General features: G+C 39.4%; 21 protein-coding genes, 4 tRNA genes and 1 pseudogene. 3 read left to right on the top strand and 23 right to left on the bottom strand.

Translation table 11 applies throughout. The features are described from left to right. The 19 genes from C1642_RS05870 to C1642_RS05780 all read right to left on the bottom strand — a co-directional run. The coding region (locus tag C1642_RS05870; RefSeq protein WP_016660498.1) for a GTP-binding protein at nucleotides 1-124 on the bottom strand (124 nt) is incomplete at its 3' end. Nucleotides 125-286: 162 nt separating this feature from the next. Next, nucleotides 287-361 (bottom strand) — tRNA-Thr (locus C1642_RS05865). Between the two features lie 13 nt (nucleotides 362-374). Beyond that, nucleotides 375-450 (bottom strand) — tRNA-Gly (locus tag C1642_RS05860). Nucleotides 451-487: 37 nt separating this feature from the next. Continuing rightward, nucleotides 488-571, bottom strand: a tRNA-Tyr gene (locus C1642_RS05855). A gap of 56 nt (nucleotides 572-627) precedes the next feature. Next, a tRNA-Thr gene (locus C1642_RS05850) sits at nucleotides 628-703 on the bottom strand. 98 nt (nucleotides 704-801) lie between these two features. After that, nucleotides 802-2,295 carry an anthranilate synthase component I gene (trpE, locus tag C1642_RS05845; RefSeq protein WP_103236048.1) on the bottom strand — a complete coding sequence of 498 codons (1,494 nt, stop codon included), beginning with the start codon at nucleotides 2,293-2,295 and terminating at the stop codon, nucleotides 802-804. A gap of 108 nt (nucleotides 2,296-2,403) precedes the next feature. Further along, a complete protein-coding gene (locus tag C1642_RS05840) occupies nucleotides 2,404-3,072 on the bottom strand; it encodes a phosphoglycolate phosphatase (RefSeq protein WP_000109463.1) in 669 nt (222 codons plus the stop codon). A gap of 65 nt (nucleotides 3,073-3,137) precedes the next feature. Beyond that, nucleotides 3,138-3,767 carry an FHA domain-containing protein gene (locus tag C1642_RS05835; protein WP_103236047.1) on the bottom strand — a complete coding sequence of 210 codons (630 nt, stop codon included), beginning with the start codon at nucleotides 3,765-3,767 and terminating at the stop codon, nucleotides 3,138-3,140. Nucleotides 3,768-3,807: 40 nt separating this feature from the next. After that, nucleotides 3,808-6,081, bottom strand: a complete 2,274-nt coding sequence (gene gspD / locus C1642_RS05830) for a type II secretion system secretin GspD (protein ID WP_103236046.1) — start codon at nucleotides 6,079-6,081, stop codon at nucleotides 3,808-3,810. A gap of 41 nt (nucleotides 6,082-6,122) precedes the next feature. Next, nucleotides 6,123-6,959, bottom strand: a complete 837-nt coding sequence (locus C1642_RS05825) for a type II secretion system protein N (RefSeq protein ID WP_000870031.1) — start codon at nucleotides 6,957-6,959, stop codon at nucleotides 6,123-6,125. After that, the gene (gene gspN / locus C1642_RS05820) at nucleotides 6,959-7,702 is read right to left on the bottom strand and encodes a type II secretion system protein N (RefSeq protein ID WP_000730343.1); all 744 of its coding nucleotides are present in this window, start codon (nucleotides 7,700-7,702) and stop codon (nucleotides 6,959-6,961) included. The genes C1642_RS05825 and gspN overlap by 1 nt, the downstream gene beginning before the upstream one ends. Nucleotides 7,703-8,034: 332 nt before the next feature. Further along, nucleotides 8,035-8,361, bottom strand: a complete 327-nt coding sequence (locus C1642_RS05815; protein ID WP_000801427.1) for an H-NS family nucleoid-associated regulatory protein — start codon at nucleotides 8,359-8,361, stop codon at nucleotides 8,035-8,037. A 194-nt stretch (nucleotides 8,362-8,555) separates the two neighbouring features. Further along, nucleotides 8,556-8,996: an acyl-CoA thioesterase gene (locus C1642_RS05810; RefSeq protein WP_000661569.1), complete on the bottom strand. Its 441-nt coding sequence runs from the start codon at nucleotides 8,994-8,996 to the stop codon at nucleotides 8,556-8,558. A gap of 7 nt (nucleotides 8,997-9,003) precedes the next feature. After that, a complete protein-coding gene (locus C1642_RS05805) occupies nucleotides 9,004-10,197 on the bottom strand; it encodes a heme biosynthesis protein HemY (RefSeq protein ID WP_213064258.1) in 1,194 nt (397 codons plus the stop codon). A gap of 9 nt (nucleotides 10,198-10,206) precedes the next feature. Further along, nucleotides 10,207-11,046, bottom strand: coding sequence for a hypothetical protein (locus C1642_RS05800; protein ID WP_001230201.1), 840 nt, complete (start codon nucleotides 11,044-11,046; stop codon nucleotides 10,207-10,209). An 8-nt stretch (nucleotides 11,047-11,054) separates the two neighbouring features. After that, entirely contained in the window at nucleotides 11,055-11,822 is a 768-nt protein-coding gene (locus tag C1642_RS05795; RefSeq protein ID WP_103236045.1) for a uroporphyrinogen-III synthase, read from the bottom strand. 4 nt (nucleotides 11,823-11,826) lie between these two features. Beyond that, on the bottom strand, nucleotides 11,827-12,744 hold the full coding sequence (hemC, locus tag C1642_RS05790; RefSeq protein ID WP_213064257.1) for a hydroxymethylbilane synthase: 918 nt from the start codon (nucleotides 12,742-12,744) through the stop codon (nucleotides 11,827-11,829). A gap of 100 nt (nucleotides 12,745-12,844) precedes the next feature. After that, nucleotides 12,845-13,585 carry a LytR/AlgR family response regulator transcription factor gene (locus tag C1642_RS05785; protein WP_000865993.1) on the bottom strand — a complete coding sequence of 247 codons (741 nt, stop codon included), beginning with the start codon at nucleotides 13,583-13,585 and terminating at the stop codon, nucleotides 12,845-12,847. A gap of 60 nt (nucleotides 13,586-13,645) precedes the next feature. After that, on the bottom strand, nucleotides 13,646-14,785 hold the full coding sequence (locus C1642_RS05780) for a sensor histidine kinase (RefSeq protein WP_002062409.1): 1,140 nt from the start codon (nucleotides 14,783-14,785) through the stop codon (nucleotides 13,646-13,648). On the opposite strand from C1642_RS05780, the gene argH reads away from it, so the two are divergent. Both argH and C1642_RS05770 read left to right on the top strand, forming a co-directional pair. Next, entirely contained in the window at nucleotides 14,776-16,209 is a 1,434-nt protein-coding gene (argH, locus tag C1642_RS05775) for an argininosuccinate lyase (protein ID WP_000213740.1), read from the top strand. The genes C1642_RS05780 and argH overlap by 10 nt on opposite strands. Nucleotides 16,210-16,218: 9 nt before the next feature. Next, on the top strand, nucleotides 16,219-16,488 hold the full coding sequence (locus C1642_RS05770; RefSeq protein ID WP_000089996.1) for an oxidative damage protection protein: 270 nt from the start codon (nucleotides 16,219-16,221) through the stop codon (nucleotides 16,486-16,488). 316 nt (nucleotides 16,489-16,804) lie between these two features. Here C1642_RS05770 and phoU read toward each other — a convergent pair whose 3' ends face one another. The 4 genes from phoU to C1642_RS05750 all read right to left on the bottom strand — a co-directional run bounded on the left by phoU (nucleotide 16,805) and on the right by C1642_RS05750 (nucleotide 20,542). Next, complete coding sequence (gene phoU / locus C1642_RS05765; protein ID WP_000075183.1) at nucleotides 16,805-17,527, bottom strand: phosphate signaling complex protein PhoU; 723 nt, start codon at nucleotides 17,525-17,527, stop codon at nucleotides 16,805-16,807. A 108-nt stretch (nucleotides 17,528-17,635) separates the two neighbouring features. Beyond that, the gene (locus C1642_RS05760; RefSeq protein WP_103236043.1) at nucleotides 17,636-18,967 is read right to left on the bottom strand and encodes a TolC family outer membrane protein; all 1,332 of its coding nucleotides are present in this window, start codon (nucleotides 18,965-18,967) and stop codon (nucleotides 17,636-17,638) included. A 95-nt stretch (nucleotides 18,968-19,062) separates the two neighbouring features. Then, nucleotides 19,063-19,968: a DMT family transporter gene (locus C1642_RS05755; protein ID WP_000624461.1), complete on the bottom strand. Its 906-nt coding sequence runs from the start codon at nucleotides 19,966-19,968 to the stop codon at nucleotides 19,063-19,065. Beyond that, complete coding sequence (locus C1642_RS05750) at nucleotides 19,961-20,542, bottom strand: TetR/AcrR family transcriptional regulator (protein WP_000998523.1); 582 nt, start codon at nucleotides 20,540-20,542, stop codon at nucleotides 19,961-19,963. The genes C1642_RS05755 and C1642_RS05750 overlap by 8 nt, the downstream gene beginning before the upstream one ends. A 109-nt stretch (nucleotides 20,543-20,651) precedes the next feature. On the opposite strand from C1642_RS05750, the pseudogene C1642_RS05745 reads away from it, so the two are divergent. Beyond that, nucleotides 20,652-21,249: pseudogene (locus C1642_RS05745) on the top strand (hypothetical protein); the annotation flags it as partial.

Genomic DNA, 21,249 nt, shown 5'->3' with positions numbered 1-21,249 from the left:
CGCCGTAAGTTTTTGCACAAATTGTTGCAATCGCAGCAGTTAAAGTTGTTTTACCATGGTCAACGTGACCGATTGTACCCACGTTTACGTGTGGTTTATTACGTTCAAACTTGGCTTTAGCCATGATGATCTTCCTCGTTTACGTCGAACCACCTACAAATGGCGCTGAGCTAACTCAGTTTATCGACATATCGCCTAAAAAAACTAGACACCTAATACTTGAAAAGCAGACTATATAGCCTGCTTTTTGAAAACTTTGTGGAAATCCACATTAAACTTTAATATCTGGAGCTCTTATCGAGATTTGAACTCGAGACCTCTCCCTTACCAAGGGAGTGCTCTACCACTGAGCTATAAGAGCGACTATCCTTCGATGGAGCGGGAGACGAGGATCGAACTCGCGACATGCAGCTTGGAAGGCTGCCGCTCTACCAACTGAGCTACTCCCGCAACGTTGGTAATAACCACTTCACTCGAAGTTTAGAGATGGTGGTGAGAGAAGGATTCGAACCTTCGAAGCTTTCGCAACAGAGTTACAGTCTGCCCCCTTTGGCCGCTCGGGAATCTCACCAATATCGCACTTATCTACAGTGCCGTTCTTTACTCAATTAACTTAACACTTTAAAATGGTGCCGGCACACGGATTCGAACTGTGGACCTACTGATTACAAGTCAGTTGCTCTACCAACTGAGCTATGCCGGCGTTTCTTAGTGTTTCGTACGTTTCGTATCGGAACGGTGTGCAGTTTAGCAAAACTTCCAAACGATGCAAGCGGTTTTTTTAAAAAAACCGCTAAAAACTCATAAAATCAATCCGTTTGATGATAATTCAACCGCTTTGATCACTGCGCGAGCTTTTATTTGGGTTTCATTCCACTCAGATTCTGGATTTGAGTCAGCAACTAGCCCTGCACCAGCCTGTACATACACCTTTTTATCACGGATAACACAAGTACGGATTGCAATCGACATATCCATTTCACCATGCCATCCCAAATAACCAACAGCCCCGCCAAAAACTCCCCTTTTCACAGGCTCTACTTCATCAATAATTTCCATTGCACGAATTTTTGGGGCACCTGATAACGTTCCTGCCGGAAAGGTGGCTTTAAATACATCAAGTGCATCGATATCATCACGCACTTCACCTTGTACATTTGAAACAATATGCATGACATGTGAATAACGCTCGATCACCATTTGATCCGTGACTTGGACTTTACCTATTTTCGATACGCGCCCTACATCGTTTCGCCCAAGATCAATCAGCATTAAATGTTCAGCAATCTCTTTTTCATCAGACAGCAAATCTTTTTCTAATGCTATATCTTCTTCTTTAGTTTTACCGCGCGGTCTAGTTCCTGCCAAAGGTCGAACTGTAGCAATACCATTTTCTAAACGAGATAAAATTTCCGGTGACGAGCCAACAATATGAAATGGTTTTTTATCAGTAATCGTTTGCCCTTGAACCAAGAATAGATAAGGTGATGGATTTAAATGACGTAATGCACGGTAAACCTGTAAAGCTTCTCCATCAAAATCAGAAACCATACGCTGCCCAGGTACAACCTGCATCACATCGCCTGCACGGATATATTCTTTAACCTTCTCTACCGTCTCTAAGAACTTTGCTTTACCAGTAATTGATTCAAAATGCGGAGGCGTATGTGGTCGCGCTTGCATACTAACTGGAGTCGCCAACAACTGTTCTAATTGATCTAATTTTTGTTGAGCGTCTTCATAAGCATTACTCTGCTCTGTATCCGCATGCACAATTAAAAATAGCGTATCTTTAAGATTGTCAAAAACAATGACTGTCTTTGAGAGCATCAACCATAAATCTGGCAGCGTAATCGGATCAGCCGCAGGTACATTCTTTAAACGTGGCTCGATGTAGCGGACAGCATCGTAGCCCAAATAACCCACCAAGCCGCCCGTAAAACTTGGTAAGTCTGGTAAGAGTTTAGCCGTAGGAACTTTAAATTGTTTTTGGAATTCACGGATATATTGGAATGGGTCTAGACAATTTTGCTGTGTTACTGATCCGTCAGCATGTTGTATAGATAAAACACCAGCGTTACAGGAAAAAACTGTTGATTCGCCTAAACCAATCATAGAGTAGCGCGCCCAGTTTTCCCCCCCTTCAACAGACTCAAATAAGTAAGCCTGTGTTTGATCCTTAAAACGAGCAAAAACAGATAATGGGGTTTCTGTATCCGCTAAACGTTGACGATAAACAGGAATAGTATTGTAACCAGCAGCCTTAAGTTGCTCGAATTGCGCTAATGTTGTCATGAATCTTCTCTAATATGGTTTCGATTTAAAAGTGTGTTTTTCTAGATTCGGTTTAGACACGCCATCGAAAAACCATACGCTTATTCATTCTTATCTCCATTTTCTTCATTAGACAATTAACTCAGCAAGACTATCAACAACTTGCTGAGGTTGGCAATCATAGATATTCTCTCCATGATTATAGCCATAGCTAACCACAATACAATCAATTCCAGCACGGCGTGCGGCTTCAATATCATTACTTGAGTCGCCAATCATTAATGATTGTGAAGCAGATATTTTTAGGCTTTCCATGCAATGCAATAATGGTAGTGGGTGCGGCTTTCTTTCAGGTAAGCTATCTCCTCCAAGTACAACTTGAAAATAAGAAGAAAGCTCTAGCGCATCCAGTAACCCTTGAGCAAGTTTGACAGGCTTATTAGTCACACATGCCATTTTGATATTCAAAGTTTGGCAATGTTTTAAAAACTCAGGTACGCCTGGGTAAATTTGAGTATTCACACACAGCTCCGCACCATATACCTCTACAAATTTCTGTAATAAAACTTTATGTTGCTCAACATCTAATTTTCCAAATATATGAAGCAGAACACTTTCACAAAGTTTTGAAGCCCCTTTACCTACCCATTCCCGTATTTGTGCTTCTGTTACCAATGGCCAACTGAGTGATTGCAGACTTAAGTTCATAGATCGATATAAATCGGCAGCGGAATCAACCAACGTTCCATCTAGGTCAAATAAAATTAAATCGCGCTTACTTAGTTGTGCAACAGACATTTTCTTCTACTCAAAATTAAAAAGGCATGCGTTTAGCATGCCTTGATTGTAAAAGCACCAACGAATTATTTAAAGAATAACCACGCCAATACAGCTAAAATCACTAAAATAATAATGGTCACTAGACCAATAGATGCATTCTTTTGCTGCTCTTTCTCTTCAGTAATCCGAGAAACTGGCTCCTCAATAGCAACAGGGGTTTGTTCTGGCTGAGCATGAATATTCACCCCTTCAGGAATCGGTGCTGGTTTTGGCACAGAAACTCGCTGAGGCATTCCATCACGACTCACTTCAGTTTCCGCTGCACGCTCCGCGATACTTGGCATACCTTGATCGCTTAAATCTTGTGTCGGTGCAGCTTGTACTGGCTCCACCTCAATTTCAGGTAAATCAGTATTTTCTTGTGCAGGGGCGAAAACTGAAAATTTTAAACTTGCGAATTGAACAATATCACCATCATGCAACTGTTTTTCTTGCTCAATACGTATATCGTTTACAAACGTACCATTCGATGAATTAAGGTCTTGCACCCATAGCGCTTGATCTTTTAACAGCAATGCTGCATGGCGTCGTGAAATTTCAGCAGCCTGTAGTAATAAATCGGCATCTTGATGACGTCCCACCAACATATCACGATCAACATTAATTTCTTGGCCAGTAAATTCACCAGTAATTGCTTGTAATTTCCAAGTCATGCCTATGTCCTATTCATTTTTTATTAATCATAACATGCTACTACGGCGCTGTGCTTGGACGCAGTGTCGTTGTTGTTACTGTATTTTTAGTACGATTAATTTCAGGATCAGGCAACTGTATTGTTTGCTTTTGGACGGTAGGTTCTACAGCTACCGGCGTAGTTATGGTCGAACTTTGGCCACCTGATGGAACCTGTTGGTAATTTTTTGGCTTAGAGGCAATACTCGGCGGGGTCATTTTTTGGTTATAAATATCATCAACTTGCTCAGGTAATTTTGCAAAGTTGCCATTTTTATCCATAGCCAATTGCAAGCTATAAAGTTGATTATAGCGCTGCTGAGATAAACGGCGTACATCATTTGCATCGCCCACAATTGTTGGGTGAATAAAAACGAGAAGGTTACGTTTTACATTGCTTCTGTTATCTGATCGGAACAATCGCCCAACATAAGGAATACTACTTAAACCAGGTATACCTTGTCTTGAAAGCGAAGTGTCATCCGACACCAATCCACCTAGCACCACAGTCTGCCCATGCTCGGCTAAAACAGCTGTTTTAATAGCGCGCTTACTTGTCACCAAGTCAGCTGCTTGCCCACGGCTATCTTGAACAGCAGAAACTTCTTGCTCTACTTCTAAACGAACTGTACCACCTTCACCGATATGTGGAACAACTTTCAAGGTCACACCGACATCTTTACGCTCAACAGTTGTATAGGGATTGATACCTGTACTATTGGTAGTGACCGACCCTGTGACAAATGGAACGTTCTGACCTACAACAATATAAGCTTCTTCATTATCCATCGTCACAATGGACGGTGTCGAAAGTAAGTTTGATTTAGTATTGGTTTTGAGAGCCTGAATTAGTGCACCATATGCCTTAGAATTATCAAAATTGCCCAATCCTAAAGTCGCACCATTACCTTTATTAGCTCCATTAGCGATAGCAGATGCAGCTCCAGCCGAACCACCCGATAAATAACCAGCAGCGATAGAAGATAAACTCGCCCCTACATTACTAAAGCTAAGTAAACCAATCCCACTAGATAAATCACCGAGTGCCCATTGAATTCCAAGTTGATCTGCATCATCTCCAGAGACTTCAATAATTGCAGCTTCGATGAGTACTTGTTGACGACGAACGTCTAGTTGTTGAATCGCTGATTCAATTTCACGCATTAATTGGGGATCAGCTTTAACTACTAATGAGTTCTGAGCATTATCTGCAATAATACTCACACCGTTTTGATTAAAGCTGGTGATATTATTCTGATTACTACTGTTCGAATTACCGTTTAGGTTAATTGCAGGAGTTGAAATTGAGGCACCATTTGAACCCGATGTATTTGAACCAGAATTCTGGTTATTACCAATTAAACTATTAATCGGATTCGATGAGTTAGATGAATTATTACTATTATTCGATGAAGATACTGCCTGTCCTGTGACTAAGCCTTGCAAAATTTCAGACAAGTTTTTAGCACTGGCATACTTCAAACGGAAAACTTTTAAGCCACCTAAACGATCTGCCGAAGGTACATCCAGCATCTCAATCATATGACGAATACGTTTACGTGTTTGCGGATCACCTTTTATTAAAATACGGTTTGTCCGATTATCAGCAATAATACGAATACGGGCACCACTAAAATCTTTAGATGCACCTGTTGCGCTCATCGCTTCAAGCTGGGTAATAATTTCTTCTGCTTGGCTCGACTGAAGCGTGATCGCTTCAATATCATTTTGCCCAGTTCCATCCAAGTTACGAATAATATTTTCAAGTTGATAAATATTCGCAGCTCTATCAGAAACAATAAGTGCATTGGTTCCTGCAATTGCCGCCATATGTGCAAATTGCGGCATTAAGGGACGGAGTGCTGGAATTAAGTCATTTGGATTAGTATTTTCCAACCAAATCACACGTGTAACGATTTGATCACCACGGACCCTATTTCTAGAATCATAAGGAATTCCCGAGTTTTTAACATTGCTATCCGGTACAAGCTTAATGGTATTACCAGAAGGAATTGCAACCACCCCGTTTACATTTAAGACCCCAAGAAATAGGTCATAAACTTCATCTTTATTTAATGGCTTATTAGAAATAACCGTGACATTACCACGTACTCTCGGATCTACAGCGAAGTTCTTTCCTGTAATGTCTGCAACTTCATTAATAAAGGCAGTTAAGTCAGCATCACGTAAATTGATCTTCCATGTTTGGGCATAGGCACTGCTACTTACTGTCGCAATCAATGGGGCTGCTGCAAGTAATGCCCAAAGTGGACGTTGATGATTCAATAAAGCCATAACTCGCGATATTTCCTAACTCTTATGGTGACGTGTTATCACTAAAAATTTTGTTGTATGGTCATCACTTGATCACCACGTTTTATTTCTATTTTTACTTGCCCTGCTCGACGAGCCTGCTCAAGTAATTGCACATCCGTTTGCCCTTGCCCAACCGTTTGACCATTCAAAGAGACAATTCGATCGCCAGGTCTTAAACCTAACTTATTTCTAAGTGCAGTCGGTGTACGTTCTGTAACTTCATAGCCTTCACCTGAGTTACCACTTACCCCCATATCTCGGAGATACTGCTCTCGGTTACCTTGCATCTGCTGGATCGCTTGTCCCAATGCCTGTTGGGCCGTATTCATAGGCTCTGTAGGTTGAGACGGCGTAGCACTTTGTTGTGAAGCATCCGGAGTCATCGGTTGATACAAACCATTTGGCAAACCTTTGAACTGAAGTTCACGGGTACTGCCATTTCCTTGACTCAACACAACATGATCCCAATACACCTCTGCCAATTGGTAAGAAGTTGAACCAATGGTTTCACCAACTCGATAACGCTCAGCAGTATTATCAATTTTAATAACAGCAGAGGAAAACCGGTTTGGATAGCCGACCATTACACCCTGCAATTCTAAATTCACACTTTCTTGAGCCGCATTGGCAGAAGGTTCGTTAAAAAGTGAAAAAGTACTAATATTTGGTATTTGTGGTTGTTGAGAACCGAGTTCTACCCGATCAAATTGCATCAGTTGAGGAGGCGCAATCACCAACCAAAAAAAAGAAGCGAGTTTCCAGCATAACCATAAAATTAAAATGGCAAGGACCACTACACTCAGTCGATCTAATTTTTGCCATTGCAATTGCTGTAATTTATCAATCCATACTTTCATTAGTTACCACCTTGTAATAATGGTTGGCGAGAACTAATGACAAAAGTATCCAAACCAGCTTTACCATCATATGATGGAACATTGAGTAATAAACGCTGTGTGAGCTGAACATCCAGCATCATATTGGCATCTAGTAAAAGATTGGCCATTTTTTGATTACGCTGATCACGGATGTCCACTTGTAGCTGTCCGTTCTGGTCAGTTAATTGCCCGCTTAAAGAAGGCATATTCATACGATCTTGACGATCACCAATATTATAAATGAGCGCCCCACCACCCCAATGCAATTGCCCATCAACTGCCGCAAAGCCTTGCTCTTTTTTATAATTAAATTGGATATCTTTAAGTTGAATACTGTTTACAGGCCATTGCCAATTTACAATTTGCTTCAATGTTTCTGGAGCAATCTGGCCATTCATATCCCTTACAATAACTTTTTTTCCAAAACCATACGCCATAATCCCCGTTAATTGCGTATTACCACTATGAATATCAACATCTGCAGCAAAGCGTAATAAAAGTAAGTCTAGCGGTCTCGTTTTCCAGTGGATAGTGCCTCGTAACGCTCCACGGTGCCAGTCTGCCTGCCCCTGCCAGATATTGCCACTTACATTATGGACAGTTTGATTATTCTTTGAAAATTTAGAGATAAGCCAAGTCGCCGGAATCTGTAAAATAATAAAAATTAAAAATGCAATGAGGGCAAAAAACCACCACTTCCATTGCTTAGACTTTTTCTTCATTCAGCCTTACCAACATGCAAATTATCATCCTTATATGAGAGTTCCTCTCTAGTCTGACATTATGCATACTTTTTCAACATCGCCAATTCACTTCATATAAAAAAACCAAGCAATCGGGCTTGGCGTCTCGCTAAAGACTATAAGTTGAACGTATGACAAAATCATGAAATTTACGATTGATCTTGCTAAATGAAAATTTAGTCTCAACAATGCTCTTAATTAGGAACTCAAGCACCTTATTGAATATTCATATTTAAAATAAAATTTTTTTAATTCTTTTTAAAAATAAAAAAGCCAAGCAGAATCGCTTGGCTTTTTAAGAGGCAATACAATTAGATTAAGAAATCTTCAAGTTTTGCACCTTTTTCAATTTCAGCAACTAACCAACGTGGTTGTTTACCGCGACCAGTCCAAGTCTCTTCAGCATTGTTTTTGTTACGGTAACGTGGTTCTACAGATTTACGTGTTGTTTTCTTACGTTTTTGAGCGCCAAATTCTAGAAGCTGTTCAACACTAAAACCTACATTTTCAGCAATTTCGATAATTTGATTATAAGCATCTTCGATTGCTTGATCTTTTTTGCTTGCAATTAAAGCTTCTGCTTCTTCTTGTAAGCGTTTTAACTCTTCAACAGATAATTCACTAATATCCGGTTTCATTAATAAATACTCCAGTCTTACTGACAATTCAAATAATACAGACAAAATTTAAAAACATTAAATCATAACCAATAGTATTTATAATCTATTCAATAAGCAATAGTTTGAAAGTCAAGTTCATCAGAATAACGCTATAAATTTACTTTTTAATTACATTAGTAATTATAATTGTAATATATTTTCTTAATATTTATTTAAGCTAAATGTATTAAATCATGCCCAACTGATTTTTCTAATTCAATAATTTTACTTTTTACTTCACTTGGTATTTCACATTTTAATCCTGTCATTTTATTCACACAAACCATAACTGCTTCACCTGTAGCAACGATTTGCTGCTGAGATTCACTCCATAATATATAAGCCATACGGAACGCGCTCTTACGTAGCTCTTCTACACGAACCCCTACTTTCAATACATCTGGATAAAACACAGGTTTTAAATATTTGCACTGACTTGAAGCAACAACAGTATATATATTTGGAGTCAATATATTTACATTTTCCATATATAAAATACGTGAGCTTTCAATATATCTATAATATTGCACATTATTGACATGACCAAAAGCATCCATATCTCCCCATGCTACTTTCTGGTCGTATATTACAGGGTAGACAGACAGTTCTTTCATTTTTACCTCAGATTTTAAATTTTAAAAAATTCGCATCATTTTCAAAGATTAGGTTTAACTGTTTGATTAACTCATCATCTTCTTTTAAGGTTGATTTAATACGTAAATAGCTCATTAAAATATTATCAGGGTATAAACTTAATAATATTTCTGCTTCAGCTTGACGATCTGTTGCCATGTAAACATGCCATTTTGCAAATGTTAAAACTGGCAAATTCATATATTGAGATTCAAATTGATTAATCTTTTCTTCAACATCGGCATAGTCAGGAACCTGCTTAAGTAATTGTTGCTGAAACCATAAGTAAAATACGTCCGGATCGAATTGCTCTTTGAGTAAATGCAAGGTTAATGCTTCATGCTGAATACTCATTTCTGGCATACGGGCCAAAAGTTTTAACCATAACAATTTACTGCTATAAGGTCTGGTTTGAATTTCTGACTCTAAATCCAGATAGCGCTGTTGCAGTGCTTGTAAATCATCAATTGAAGCTTGATCAAACTGTTGAAGAAGTTGTTGTAGCCATAAATCACGATGTTCAGCGTCCAACAAACCATATTTCATAGAACGCAAGTATACCCATGGTTGTTGTAAAGCAAGCTGGCCCCAAAGCGCCGTTAAACGTTGTTGATATGCTGTCTCAATTTCTTCAAGCCATGGCGATAACTGATGCTGATATAAAAACTCAAGATGGGTTAAGGCACGTTCAGCTTCGTTTTGTGCCAAGAATATTTCAATACGCTGTAATTCTGCTAACTCAAAAGCCATTGGTGGGGATTGATCCAAGGCCTCTAAAGCTTTTTGGTAATCTCCACTTAAAACTAGAAATTTGGCATCAATAATATTTTTTAGAAGGCCTGATTGAGTAAAAACACGTTCGATAAATACCCGTTGATCTTCAGCAGCCTCTAATAACCAGACAATACCTAATTGTTCATATGGATGAAGATTTTTAAACTGAAAAATATTCTCTCTCTTTCTTTGTTCCCGAGAAGAATAACGCTTAATCCAGAGCCATATCACCTGAGCAATAAAACTCATCACAATAAACGTAAAGACTAATCCCCATACATTTGTTTGCAATTGCAATTGCCGCCAGTAAATATAGACATAACCCATACCATAGCCATAACTTAATAAGGCCAAGGCTGCAAACAGGATTAAGCTAATTAAAAAGTAAACCCACAGGAGATGCTTCATGTGTCCTCCTTATGAGCCGATTAGACCAAGTGTCGATAATTTAGGAACAGGCACTACAGATAAATGTGCCACTTTAGCAATACGGTTTTTGAGTTGTTGGCTAGTTGCATCGGGTAATTCATTTAGTTTTTGCATTACTGTCTGCAACTCATTTTGATATTCAGCCATTTTTCCTTGGTTTAAAGCTTGCTCAGCAATTAATAGCCTTAATTGCACTTCTTTAAGCACTACACTTCGGTTCATTAAATTAATAGACGGCGTTTCTACTTTCTCAATACGGAACCATTTTTTCCACCATGACACAGCCTCGGATTGGTCCATCTCAAATTTAGGCTGCTTTAAAGCTTGTTGAATATTTTTATCAATATTCTGGAGTAAATCATCAATGAGTTGATGTCGCTGATTTTGAGCAAGTACAAACTGTTGAATAGCCTGCTTATCTTGCTCAAGAGCCTGATTTAAGCTGTGTTGTAATGCAGGAGCAATTCCATATTGTGGTAGGGTCTGCTGTAGTTGGGTTAGATGATCTACAGCATAAATAAATTGCTGTTGGTCAATTGCAAACTGGATTAACTCTAATTTTTGTTTAATTAATACAGTCGGTGCAATTCCGGTTTGAACAACTTCTGTCGTTGCTAAAGGCGTTGTTTTAGAATTATGACTTGGTTGATTTTGAATTTGTCTTTGCAAAGCAACCAATTGATCATTCAAATTGGCATATTGCTGTTCAGATTGCAGCAAGCTTTGCTGAAGTTCAGGGACGGTACGAGAAATTTGCCACATATCGTAGCTGAGCTTAGCCACCCAAGCGATGCCCAGCAAAATGATGATAGAAACAAGTTTTCTCATACGAATCCTTATAATGCCTGAATGTGATGAATCATCCCCGAAGGCGATAAATTTTCAAGTTGAATAATGTGAAAATGAGCTTGTTGCTGATCGCGATAGTCTTTAACAAGTTGAAAAAGGCGTGGTCCTAAAACTAAATATACGCAATCAGGTTGTGCCTTATTTTTTAAACAAAGCTCTAACCAGTATTTCCAGCTCGCCTCACTGGTAATTAAGACGAGCCATTTATCTAAATTATAATTTGAATTCTGTGTCAGATGTTTGAATGTCGAATATGAAGCTTGCGGACACTGCCGGCGATATAGAACAAAATTTAAAATCTGAATTCCTTGCTGTTGCAAAGTTTCCATCATAAATTGACGGCCGCCTTCACCTCTCCAAAAAGCCACGCTACCTGATTTTTGCATACGATGAAGAAGAGGCAAGTTAAGCATTCCCTCGGAAGTTTCAACCTCAGGAACATGCGCTTCAATCCCATAGTCGTGAAGACGATTAGCCGTCGCCTGCCCCACCGCAATCCATTGAATATGTTTTAGCTCATCTATTTTTAAACCACTTTGTGCTAAATACTGCATCCCCACATCAACAGCAGTGGGACTAACCACTACAATCGCTTGTGCACCAGTTAACTGCTGATAGAGTTGAAAGAGTGATTCTGAGAAAGGTTGAGCAACCAGTTCTAAAAGAGGTAAAGACTCGACCTGAAACCCCTTCTTCTGCAAAGCATGAGTTAATTCAGCCGCACGCGAGTCAGGTCGGGTATTAATAAACAACATAGCGTTAGTAAAGAGCCTTTAATAAATCACCAGCGCCTTGATCAAGTAAGTTCCGAGCAAGGTTTTCACCTAATTGCTGAGCATTATTCGCTTCATCTGTAAGCTCAGCCCGTAATAATGTTTGCCCATCAACACTACCTACACGGCCTTCAATATGAATTTTACCATCTTGGAGTGTTGCATAACCTGCAATCGGCACCTGACAACCACCTTCAAGATAAGCATTGAATGCTCGCTCAGCACGTACACATACATCTGTCTCTGGGTGTAGAAGTGGCTGAATTAAAGCCAACACTTCTTGGTCATCTGCACGGCATTCCAAACCAAGAGCGCCCTGTCCCACCGCAGGCAAACTTACACTTGGCTCGATACAGTGGCGAATGCGTTCTGCCAATCCTAAACGTTTTAAACCAGCACTCGCCAAGATAATAGCATCATATTGACCATCGTCTAGCTTCGCTAAGCGGGTACCGACATTACCACGTAAATCAATAATTTGTAGATCTGGACGTTGTTTTAAAATTTGTGATTTACGACGTAAACTTGAGGTGCCAACTTTTGCTCCTTGCGGCAAATCAGCAAATTTTTCAAAAGTATTTGAAACAAAAGCATCTAACGGATCTTCACGTTCGCAAATTACGGCCAAAGTTAAACCTTCTGGTAACGCCATCGGAACATCTTTCATTGAATGTACAGCAAGGTCCGCACGTCCATCTAAAAGTGCTGCTTCCAATTCTTTAACGAACAACCCTTTGCCACCAATTTTTGCTAAAGGTGTATCTAAAATTTTATCGCCCTGCGTGACAAACTTAACCAACTCCACCGTTAAATCTGGGTGAAGCTCCTGTAAACGGGCACGAATATGTTCTGCCTGCCAAAGAGCAAGTGGGCTTTGTCGTGTAGCAATTTTCAAGGTTTTCATAAATTCAAGCATGGGCTGGTCAAACAATACACCTTAAACTTAACTTGATCCCTTAAAATTGCAAGTAAAATCTCACAAGCAAAAATAAGATGAATACAGGTTAAAGTTGGTGTATCCGTTCTCTAAGGGTAGATAAATGACGGCGGCTTACGGAAAGTCTTTCATCTAAGCCACGTAAGCGAACCTGATATTGGCCCGAACTTACTAGCTCTAAACCATCTAAATAAGCAATCGAGACCAATGCATTACGGTGAATACGGATGAACTGATCTGCGAACTCAGTTTCAAGTTCTTTAAGTGTTTCGTCAATCAATACGCTGCCATTTTTATGACGTACCGTGACATATTTCTGATCTGCTAAAAAGTAATAGATATTTTCAACAGGAATTAGCTCAACCCCACGATAGGTTTTAGCAGCAATTTGATGACGTTGTGTTTTTAAATCCTGTAAAAGCTCAGGTTTAGGCAAAGCGCTGAGCTGCGCTTGCGTTAGCTGGGTTAATTGCTTAAATGTCTGCTCCAGCTCTTGAGGATCAATGGGCTTAAGAAGATAAGCTTGTGCTTGTGACTTAAATGCCTCCAATGCATGCTGATCATAAGCTGTGCAAAACACTATGGCAGGTCGAGGATTAAGTTGGCTTAATTGCTCCGCACAGACGAGACCATTCATACCCGGCATCTGGATATCAAGTAAAATCACATCTGGGTGATGAAGCCGTGCCTGTTCCAAGGCATCTTGGCCATGATGAGCTGTTGCAACAACCTCATGTCCCATCTTTGAAACTAAACGTGACAATCGTTCCACTGCAAGTGGTTCGTCATCACAAATTAGCACCTTCATTCATCCTCCTTGTCACCGTTAACTTGGTCCATTTTTTTATGGTTAACTCTGACTGACTTATTATTTTGATTGGTATTGATAGCTCATAATAGTGGTATATAAAGCCTCACCCTTATATACCTGGAATCTCACTGAATTCCCATAATACGCTTTTAAGCGCTGTTTAACATTTTCAAGAGCGATTCCATGCCCTTTCCGTGAATTTATTGTATCGTGTGTATAAGGGTTGGTAATGACTATACTGACCTGATTTTGCAATATTTCAACCAATACCCCAATGGTTGCTTTACCCATCATTGGCTCTACCCCATGAAAAATACTATTCTCTAATAAAGGTTGTAATGTCAATAAAGGAATAGTGACCTGTTTTAATTGCAAAGGTTCAATTTCCACTTTCCATTCGACTTTTAAACGTTCGCCCAAACGTATTTGCTCAATCATTAAATATTGTTTACTAAGCTCAATTTCTTCATGCAAGCTCACCAATTTTAATTCTTGAAAACTCGCCCTAAACAGTCGTGACAGGCTAATTAACATACTTTCTGCTTTATCTGGATCTATCGTTATTAAACTCACCACATTATTTAGACTATTAAATAAAAAATGAGGATGAATGCGAGCCTGCATTGCCTGAATACGGGCATTTAATTCTGCATATTGTTGGTGTAACCATTGTTCTCGAACATATAAATAACGCAGACAAAAGGCCCCTAATAATATTCCATAACTTAAATATAAAGGGACATTGGTAAAATAAATGCTCCAGTCCTGCGCTATAACAGATGTTTTTTTCAAAACTCCGAACTGAAAAAAATTGCTTATTATCGTGGTTACCACAACTATCGCTTGCAGCATAACAAAGCCAATTACCAAAGCATATTTTTGCTGTAGCTGACTAAAAAAATCCTGAAAATGTTCAACCAATGCAAAAAAAGACAAAATCACCCAGTTAATAAAAATGATGTATTGTAAAAGACGTGAGCCGTTTAACGCATGCCAAGACTGTGCTTCAGCCAAAGCTAAAACCAGAGCTAAAACATTACTTGCGATAATTAATTCTAATAAATGTTGCCAACGATCAATTTTCGTAAAAAAATAGGAGGAATTTTGATTTCGATATGCTGTAGAAAACAACTTTGTTTGTTGAGCTTCGGCAAGTGATATACTCTTTTTTATTTTACTGAGCCACCATGACCACATCTTCAAATCCCCCTAATTCAGCAGCCCCAAACCAAACCTCAGGTATGTGGGGTGGTCGTTTTTCTGAAGCGACGGATGCTTTTGTAGCCGAATTTACCGCCTCTGTTCAATTTGACCAGCGTTTTTATAAGCAAGACATCGCTGGTTCTATTGCGCATGCTACCATGCTTGCGAAAGTTGGCGTACTGACAGAAGCAGAACGAGACGACATTATTGAAGGTTTAAGCACCATTCGTGCAGAAATTGAAGCTGGAACTTTTGAATGGCGTATCGATCTTGAAGATGTTCACATGAACATTGAATCACGTTTGACTCAACGTATCGGTATTACAGGTAAAAAACTTCACACTGGCCGTAGCCGTAACGACCAAGTTGCAACTGATATCCGACTTTATCTCCGCGACGAAATTGACGACATTTTAGGCTTATTAGAGCGTTTACAAAAAGGTTTGTTGGGCTTGGCTGCCAAAAATGTAAATACTATTATGCCTGGCTTTACACACTTACAAACAGCTCAACCGGTAACTTTCGGCCATCACTTGTTGGCATGGTTTGAAATGTTAGTTCGTGATACTGAACGTCTTCAAGACTGCCGTAAGCGTGTTAACCGTATGCCACTTGGGTCTGCGGCTCTCGCTGGTACAACTTACCCGATTGATCGTGCTTATACAGCAGAGTTACTAGGCTTTGAAGCTGTATCTGAAAACTCTCTTGATGCTGTATCTGATCGTGATTTTGCTATCGAATTTAATGCAGCAGCATCTCTAATCATGATGCATTTATCGCGTATGTCTGAGGAACTTATTCTTTGGACTTCCGCACAGTTTAAATTCGTAAATATTCCTGATCGCTTCTGTACTGGTTCTTCAATCATGCCGCAGAAGAAAAACCCTGATGTTCCAGAACTCATCCGTGGTAAATCTGGCCGCGTATTTGGTGACTTAATTAGCTTACTTACGCTTATGAAAGGTCAACCACTGGCTTACAACAAAGACAACCAAGAAGATAAAGAACCTTTATTTGATGCCATTGATACCGTCCGTGGTTCACTCATGGCGTTTGCTGACATGATCCCTGCGTTAGTTCCAAATGTTGAAATCATGCGTGAAGCTGCTCTTCGCGGATTCTCCACAGCAACTGACCTTGCTGACTACTTAGTGAAAAAAGGCGTTGCGTTCCGTGATGCGCATGAAATTGTAGGTAAAGCTGTTGCATTAGGTGTTGCTGAAGAAAAAGATTTATCTGAGTTAACACTTGAGCAATTACAACAATTCTCTGACCTAATTACAGCAGATGTATTTGATAAAGCTTTGACACTAGAAGCTTCGGTAAATGCACGTGATCATATTGGCGGAACTTCACCAAAACAGGTTGAAGCTGCGATTGCACGTGCCCATAAACGTCTAGAACAGTTATACGCTTAAGGATACAAAATGAGTCGACAAGTATTTTGCCGTAAATACCAAAAGGAAATGGAAGGATTGGACTTTGCTCCGTTTCCTGGTGCCAAAGGCCAAGAATTTTTTGAAAATGTTTCTAAGCAAGCATGGCAAGAATGGTTACAGCACCAAACTACGCTAATTAATGAAAAGCGTTTAAACGTGTTTGAACCAGAAGCGAAAAAATTCCTTGAAGAGCAACGTGAGAAGTTCTTCAATAATGATGAAAGCGTTGAAAAAGCGGAAGGCTGGAAACCAGAATAACAGGTTTATTCCAAGCCCATCATTTTTTAAAAAGGCAGGTTTATATACATAGACCTGCCTTTTTTTACGTGAAACTTACACAAACATATAAAGCCTTACATAGAGCGCACAGGACTCTACATGACATGAAATAGCTGAAACTTTAATATCAATTCATAGCAAGTAAGACACGATCCCTGTCGTGTTTTCTCTTAATGCACTTGATTTTCTGTCCTGAACTTCCCCCCAAAGTTCGGGACATTTTTTTATCTATTATTTTTTTAAAAATAAAAAAGCCTTGTCTGAAACAAGGCCTTTAAATATCTCAGCTCACATATTACTTTTCGTGTACTTTTGCTTCAATTTCTTCAATTTTGGTATGACGTGCATCAAAGCCTTTTGCCATGTAAATGACTTGTTCAGCAATATTACGAGCGTGATCACCGATACGCTCTAAAGAACGTAAAACCCACATGACATTAATCACACGAGCAATATGACGCGGGTCTTCAATCATATAAGTCATTAAAGTACGCGTTGCCGACTGATATTCACGGTCAATGTCAGCATCGGCTAAAAGTACACGTAATGCCTGATCTGCATCTAAACGTGCAAAAGCATCAAGTGCGTCATGAATCATGACTCGTACTTGGTTACCAATATGACGTGTTTCCATGTAGCCACGAGGAGAACCGCCCTCTTCACATAGATTTTGCGCAATACGGGCAATTTTTGCAGCTTCATCCCCAATACGCTCTAGGTCAGTATTGGCTTTGCTCATGGCAATTACCATACGCAAGTCAATTGCTGCCGGATGACGACGTGCCAAAATCAGCGTCAGCCCTTCATCAATATCACGTTCGTATTGATTGACCGCATTATCTTTAAATTGAACATCAATTGCTAAGTTCGCATCTGTATCAAGCAAAGAATGAATTGCATTGGCAACCTGTTGTTCGACCAAGCCACCCATGGTCATAAACTTTGTGTTCACATCTTGCAAATCTTCATTAAATTGAGAAGAAATATGATGGCTTAACACCGGATTACTCGGACTCAAGGGAAGCCTCCAACATGATGGCGCAGGGATAAAATGATTGAGCATTAAAACACATCAATCATTAAATTTTTATGACAAAATTAAATTTCAGATAAAAGCATTTTTTTATTACTGATACGTTAACCAGCTATTTAATTCAACTAGATCTTTTTCTCCTAGCTGACCTACAGCCGCTTTTAAACGTAATACATTTAATAAATAGTCATACTGAGCATTAAGATAATCCTGTTTTGCTGAAAAAGCATTACGCTGCGCCAATAAAACATCGACCATACTTTTTAAGCCTTCGTTATAACTTGCTTTTGAAGCTTGAGAAACAAGTGCTGAAGAATCCATTGCCGCCTTTCTTGCTTCAAGTTTTGCTCGGTCGGTATCTACCTGCATAAAAGCACTTTTCACATCGACATTGGCACGGCGAATGGCCGCATCAAGTTGGGCTTGCGCTTTATTTAACTCCGCACTGGCTTTTTTAATAGAAGTTCGGGTCCGGCCTCCATTAAATAAGTTCCAGTTCATTTCTACCCCGACCTGATCAAACTTCCCATCAGTCGAAATCAGCGTTTCTGGCGTTTGTTTGGTATAACCATAACTCGCCACTGCATCTATCTGTGGATAAAGTGCAGCTTTTTCCACACGACGTTGATCTTCAGCATATCGCTTTTGTAAACGTGCTTGTTGAATCTTTAAATTTTGCTGTTGGGCTAATCCTAACCACTCATCGAGCTGTGCCGGATAAGGTTTTTGAAAGATAAAATCACTTCTCAATACAGCAAGCCTATCTTGATACGGACCAATATATTCAGATAGTTGCTCTTGAGCCAATAAAAGCTGCACATTGGTAGCAATACGGTTGGCTCGGGCATTTTGATATTGGGCATTTGCTTCACTCACATCACTACGTGCTACCAACCCTTCTTTAAGCTTGGCGTTCATCATATTGAGCTGTTCAAGCAAAGCTTTTTCTTCTTGTAAATATGCAGCGGTAAGTGCCTGCTGACGCAGTACATTAAAATAGGCTTCAGCTACATTCAAAACATGATCTTGTTTTTGCAGTCTTAAAGTAACTTCACTAAGAGCAACAGAAGTTTTAACCTGTTTATAACCTTCCCATGCATCCATACGAAAAAGAGGCTGACGGGCAGATAAAGTAGCCTGTTTGGTAGTCGATGTATTACTTACCAAAGCATCGGAAAGTCCTTCCTGATCAACACCGGGAAAATTTGAACGCTTTACCGTTTGTCGATTACGGGTAATATTTCCAGATAGTGTAACTGTTGGTAGTAAAGCGCCTGTTGCTAAGCCTAAATTAAGCTGATCTGCTTCAAACTGTTGTTGATTCGCTTGCCACGTCGGATCATTTAGTTTTGCGCGCTCATAAGTTTCAACTAAATCTAGAGCAAAACTCGACGATGTAAAACTCCATAAACCCGCAACAAGCATTAATTTTATTTTCATTGTTTAAATCAACGATAAAACTTGGCTTTAAGACTAAGAAAAATTTAATTTAAACTCAAGCCAGTAAAAGTTTTCATTTTTTATGTATTTTCAGGCTTTGATAACATCAAAATACAAATGAAAATCAAAAACATGCCTACCCACCCAATCCATGAGACACTCTCGCCAACCAAAACAATGGCAAAAATTGCTGCAACAAGAGGTTCAAATAAAGTTAAAGTGGTGGCTTTACTCGCATTTACAGTTTTTAACCCGAAACCAAAAAGTAAATATCCTAAAAACATAGGGATAAGCATCATATAGCCAGCAACAAGTAAATTTGTTGAACTTTGCAGTAACCCACCACCTGTAATTAATAAAGTTGGAAGCAAGATGACTGCCCCACCACCCATAATCATGCCCATTGCAGCTTTAGCAGCAATACCTCGGTCTATTAATCTTTTTGCAGCCCATGAATAAAGTGAATATGTTGCACCCGCTACCAGCCCAAGAAAAATACCAAAAATTTTATTCCACTCATTTGTACTCTCTTGTGCTGCGTGGCTTTCGCCCATAGATAACAAACTTACCCCTACAACCCCCAACACAAAACTTAGGAACCATGTTTTAGATAAAACTTTACGGTCAAAGAATCGCTCTAAAACTGCTGCAATGAGTGGAGCCGAACCAATTGAAACCACCGTACCAATCGTAATTCCGGCATAATGCATGGAAGAATAAAAAGCTAGGGGATATATCCCAACTGCCATAACACCTAAAAGAATAATAGAAATATTTCGCCCAATAAATTGTCGGTGTTCCCGAATGGCCTGAGATGCAATCAATGCCTGTAAAAGCCCACCTCCCCCCATAGCAACCGCGCCAATTGCAAGTGGTCCGAGTGTTGGGGCAAATGCTGCGGCTGTCCCCGTGGTTCCCCATAAGAAAGAGGCTACTAAAATTGCAATAGTGCCACCATAACTACTATTTTTAATAAGGCTAATCATGTTGGCATTCTCGATCTAAAATATCTTCTGCCATTTGTCTCGCTAATTGAAGTTGACGGCTACTACCCTCTAAACCAGCTCTTGCCATCGACCCTTCTAATAAAAAAGAAAGTTGTGCGGCGATATAGCTAACACGCTGTGAATCTTTTAATAAGCGATTTAAATGCTCGGCAACAATCGCCTCAACTTGTTCTTTATGCTGTCTTACAGCATTTCGTCCTGAACTATTTGCTGGGAACTCTGCGGCAGCATTTAATAGCCCACATCCTCTAAAACCCTTTTCATAAGCAAACTCGGCATGATCTTGATAGGCATCAAATACGGCCAAAATAGCTTCTTTCGCTGTTTTTGTTTTTTCTAAACGCTTTTGATAAAGGTCTAACCACTCTTGATGTCGTGCAGCAATATAGGCATCAACAAGTTCACCTTTTGAAGAAAAATTATTGTAAAGCGACATCTTGGCTACATCTGCTTTAGCCGTAACCGTATTAATTCCTGTTGCAGTAATGCCATCGTTATAAAACAGTGTTGCCGCTGCATCGAGAATTTTCTGTCTTGCTGTTTTATCATTCATAGCTTTACCTAAGTAGACCGACCTACCTAATAATAAAGATTTCTAACAGTGATGCAATCTTTTTAAGCGTTATAATTTGAGCAATATCAATTTCGATAAAAATATAAAGATGAAAAAAATTCTAATGATGAGTATGTGCAGTGCACTAGTTTTAGCTGGATGTAGTAAAACATCAGAGCAAGAACAGGCTGTATCTAAAGAGCAAAAATCAACTGAGCAAAAAGCCATTCAAAAACAAGACAGTAGTTGCTTGCAAATTATGGTAGCCATGCACACGATTAATCAGAACAGTAAAATAGAAGACTTAAATCAAATTAATGAAAAGCTTAAAACCTGTGTTCCTTCGTTAAAAAATGAGGAACAGCTTAAGCTAATTGAAGCTTCAACTGCCATGTATCAGCGTTTTCTAAAACAAGACTACACTGATAAAACAGCTAGAGCTTTTGAAGCATTTGGCTATGCTGTTTTAGAACAGAAACAAGACCTTAAAAAGGTGATTCAAAGTCAGAAAAAGCTCTTCGCCCAACTGAGCCCGCGTGATCAATATTTACTTCAACATGAAGGCCAAGCCTATATTGACCTGCTCTATCAAGGTGAAGGTATGTTTACTTATCGTCGCCAGCCAAACTACTTAGTTGATGTTTTTTCTAAGGCTTTACCTGCTGACCAGAAAGAATTTTTATCTCGTATGGCGAAAGACAATCAAG

Origin of the sequence: Acinetobacter sp. AKBS16 (assembly GCF_002899995.1) — a bacterium.
Lineage (GTDB): Bacteria > Pseudomonadota > Gammaproteobacteria > Pseudomonadales > Moraxellaceae > Acinetobacter > Acinetobacter baumannii.
Note: the sequence above shows the minus strand (reverse complement) of the source record. Positions and strands in the feature narration are given on the sequence as shown.

Excerpts from the sequence above, each read along its gene's own strand:
- trpE (WP_103236048.1), bottom strand. The coding sequence starts at position 2,295 with ATGACAACATTAGCGCAATTCGAGCAACTTAAGGCTGCTGGTTACAAT.
- C1642_RS05840 (WP_000109463.1), bottom strand. The coding sequence starts at position 3,072 with ATGTCTGTTGCACAACTAAGTAAGCGCGATTTAATTTTATTTGACCTA.
- C1642_RS05835 (WP_103236047.1), bottom strand. The coding sequence starts at position 3,767 with ATGACTTGGAAATTACAAGCAATTACTGGTGAATTTACTGGCCAAGAA.
- gspD (WP_103236046.1), bottom strand. The coding sequence starts at position 6,081 with ATGGCTTTATTGAATCATCAACGTCCACTTTGGGCATTACTTGCAGCA.
- C1642_RS05825 (WP_000870031.1), bottom strand. The coding sequence starts at position 6,959 with ATGAAAGTATGGATTGATAAATTACAGCAATTGCAATGGCAAAAATTA.
- gspN (WP_000730343.1), bottom strand. The coding sequence starts at position 7,702 with ATGAAGAAAAAGTCTAAGCAATGGAAGTGGTGGTTTTTTGCCCTCATT.
- C1642_RS05815 (WP_000801427.1), bottom strand. The coding sequence starts at position 8,361 with ATGAAACCGGATATTAGTGAATTATCTGTTGAAGAGTTAAAACGCTTA.
- C1642_RS05810 (WP_000661569.1), bottom strand. The coding sequence starts at position 8,996 with ATGAAAGAACTGTCTGTCTACCCTGTAATATACGACCAGAAAGTAGCA.
- C1642_RS05805 (WP_213064258.1), bottom strand. The coding sequence starts at position 10,197 with ATGAAGCATCTCCTGTGGGTTTACTTTTTAATTAGCTTAATCCTGTTT.
- C1642_RS05800 (WP_001230201.1), bottom strand. The coding sequence starts at position 11,046 with ATGAGAAAACTTGTTTCTATCATCATTTTGCTGGGCATCGCTTGGGTG.
- C1642_RS05795 (WP_103236045.1), bottom strand. The coding sequence starts at position 11,822 with ATGTTGTTTATTAATACCCGACCTGACTCGCGTGCGGCTGAATTAACT.
- hemC (WP_213064257.1), bottom strand. The coding sequence starts at position 12,744 with ATGAAAACCTTGAAAATTGCTACACGACAAAGCCCACTTGCTCTTTGG.
- C1642_RS05785 (WP_000865993.1), bottom strand. The coding sequence starts at position 13,585 with ATGAAGGTGCTAATTTGTGATGACGAACCACTTGCAGTGGAACGATTG.
- argH (WP_000213740.1), top strand. The coding sequence starts at position 14,776 with ATGACCACATCTTCAAATCCCCCTAATTCAGCAGCCCCAAACCAAACC.
- C1642_RS05780 (WP_002062409.1), bottom strand. The coding sequence starts at position 14,785 with ATGTGGTCATGGTGGCTCAGTAAAATAAAAAAGAGTATATCACTTGCC.
- C1642_RS05770 (WP_000089996.1), top strand. The coding sequence starts at position 16,219 with ATGAGTCGACAAGTATTTTGCCGTAAATACCAAAAGGAAATGGAAGGA.
- C1642_RS05760 (WP_103236043.1), bottom strand. The coding sequence starts at position 18,967 with ATGCTTGTTGCGGGTTTATGGAGTTTTACATCGTCGAGTTTTGCTCTA.
- C1642_RS05755 (WP_000624461.1), bottom strand. The coding sequence starts at position 19,968 with ATGATTAGCCTTATTAAAAATAGTAGTTATGGTGGCACTATTGCAATT.
- C1642_RS05750 (WP_000998523.1), bottom strand. The coding sequence starts at position 20,542 with ATGAATGATAAAACAGCAAGACAGAAAATTCTCGATGCAGCGGCAACA.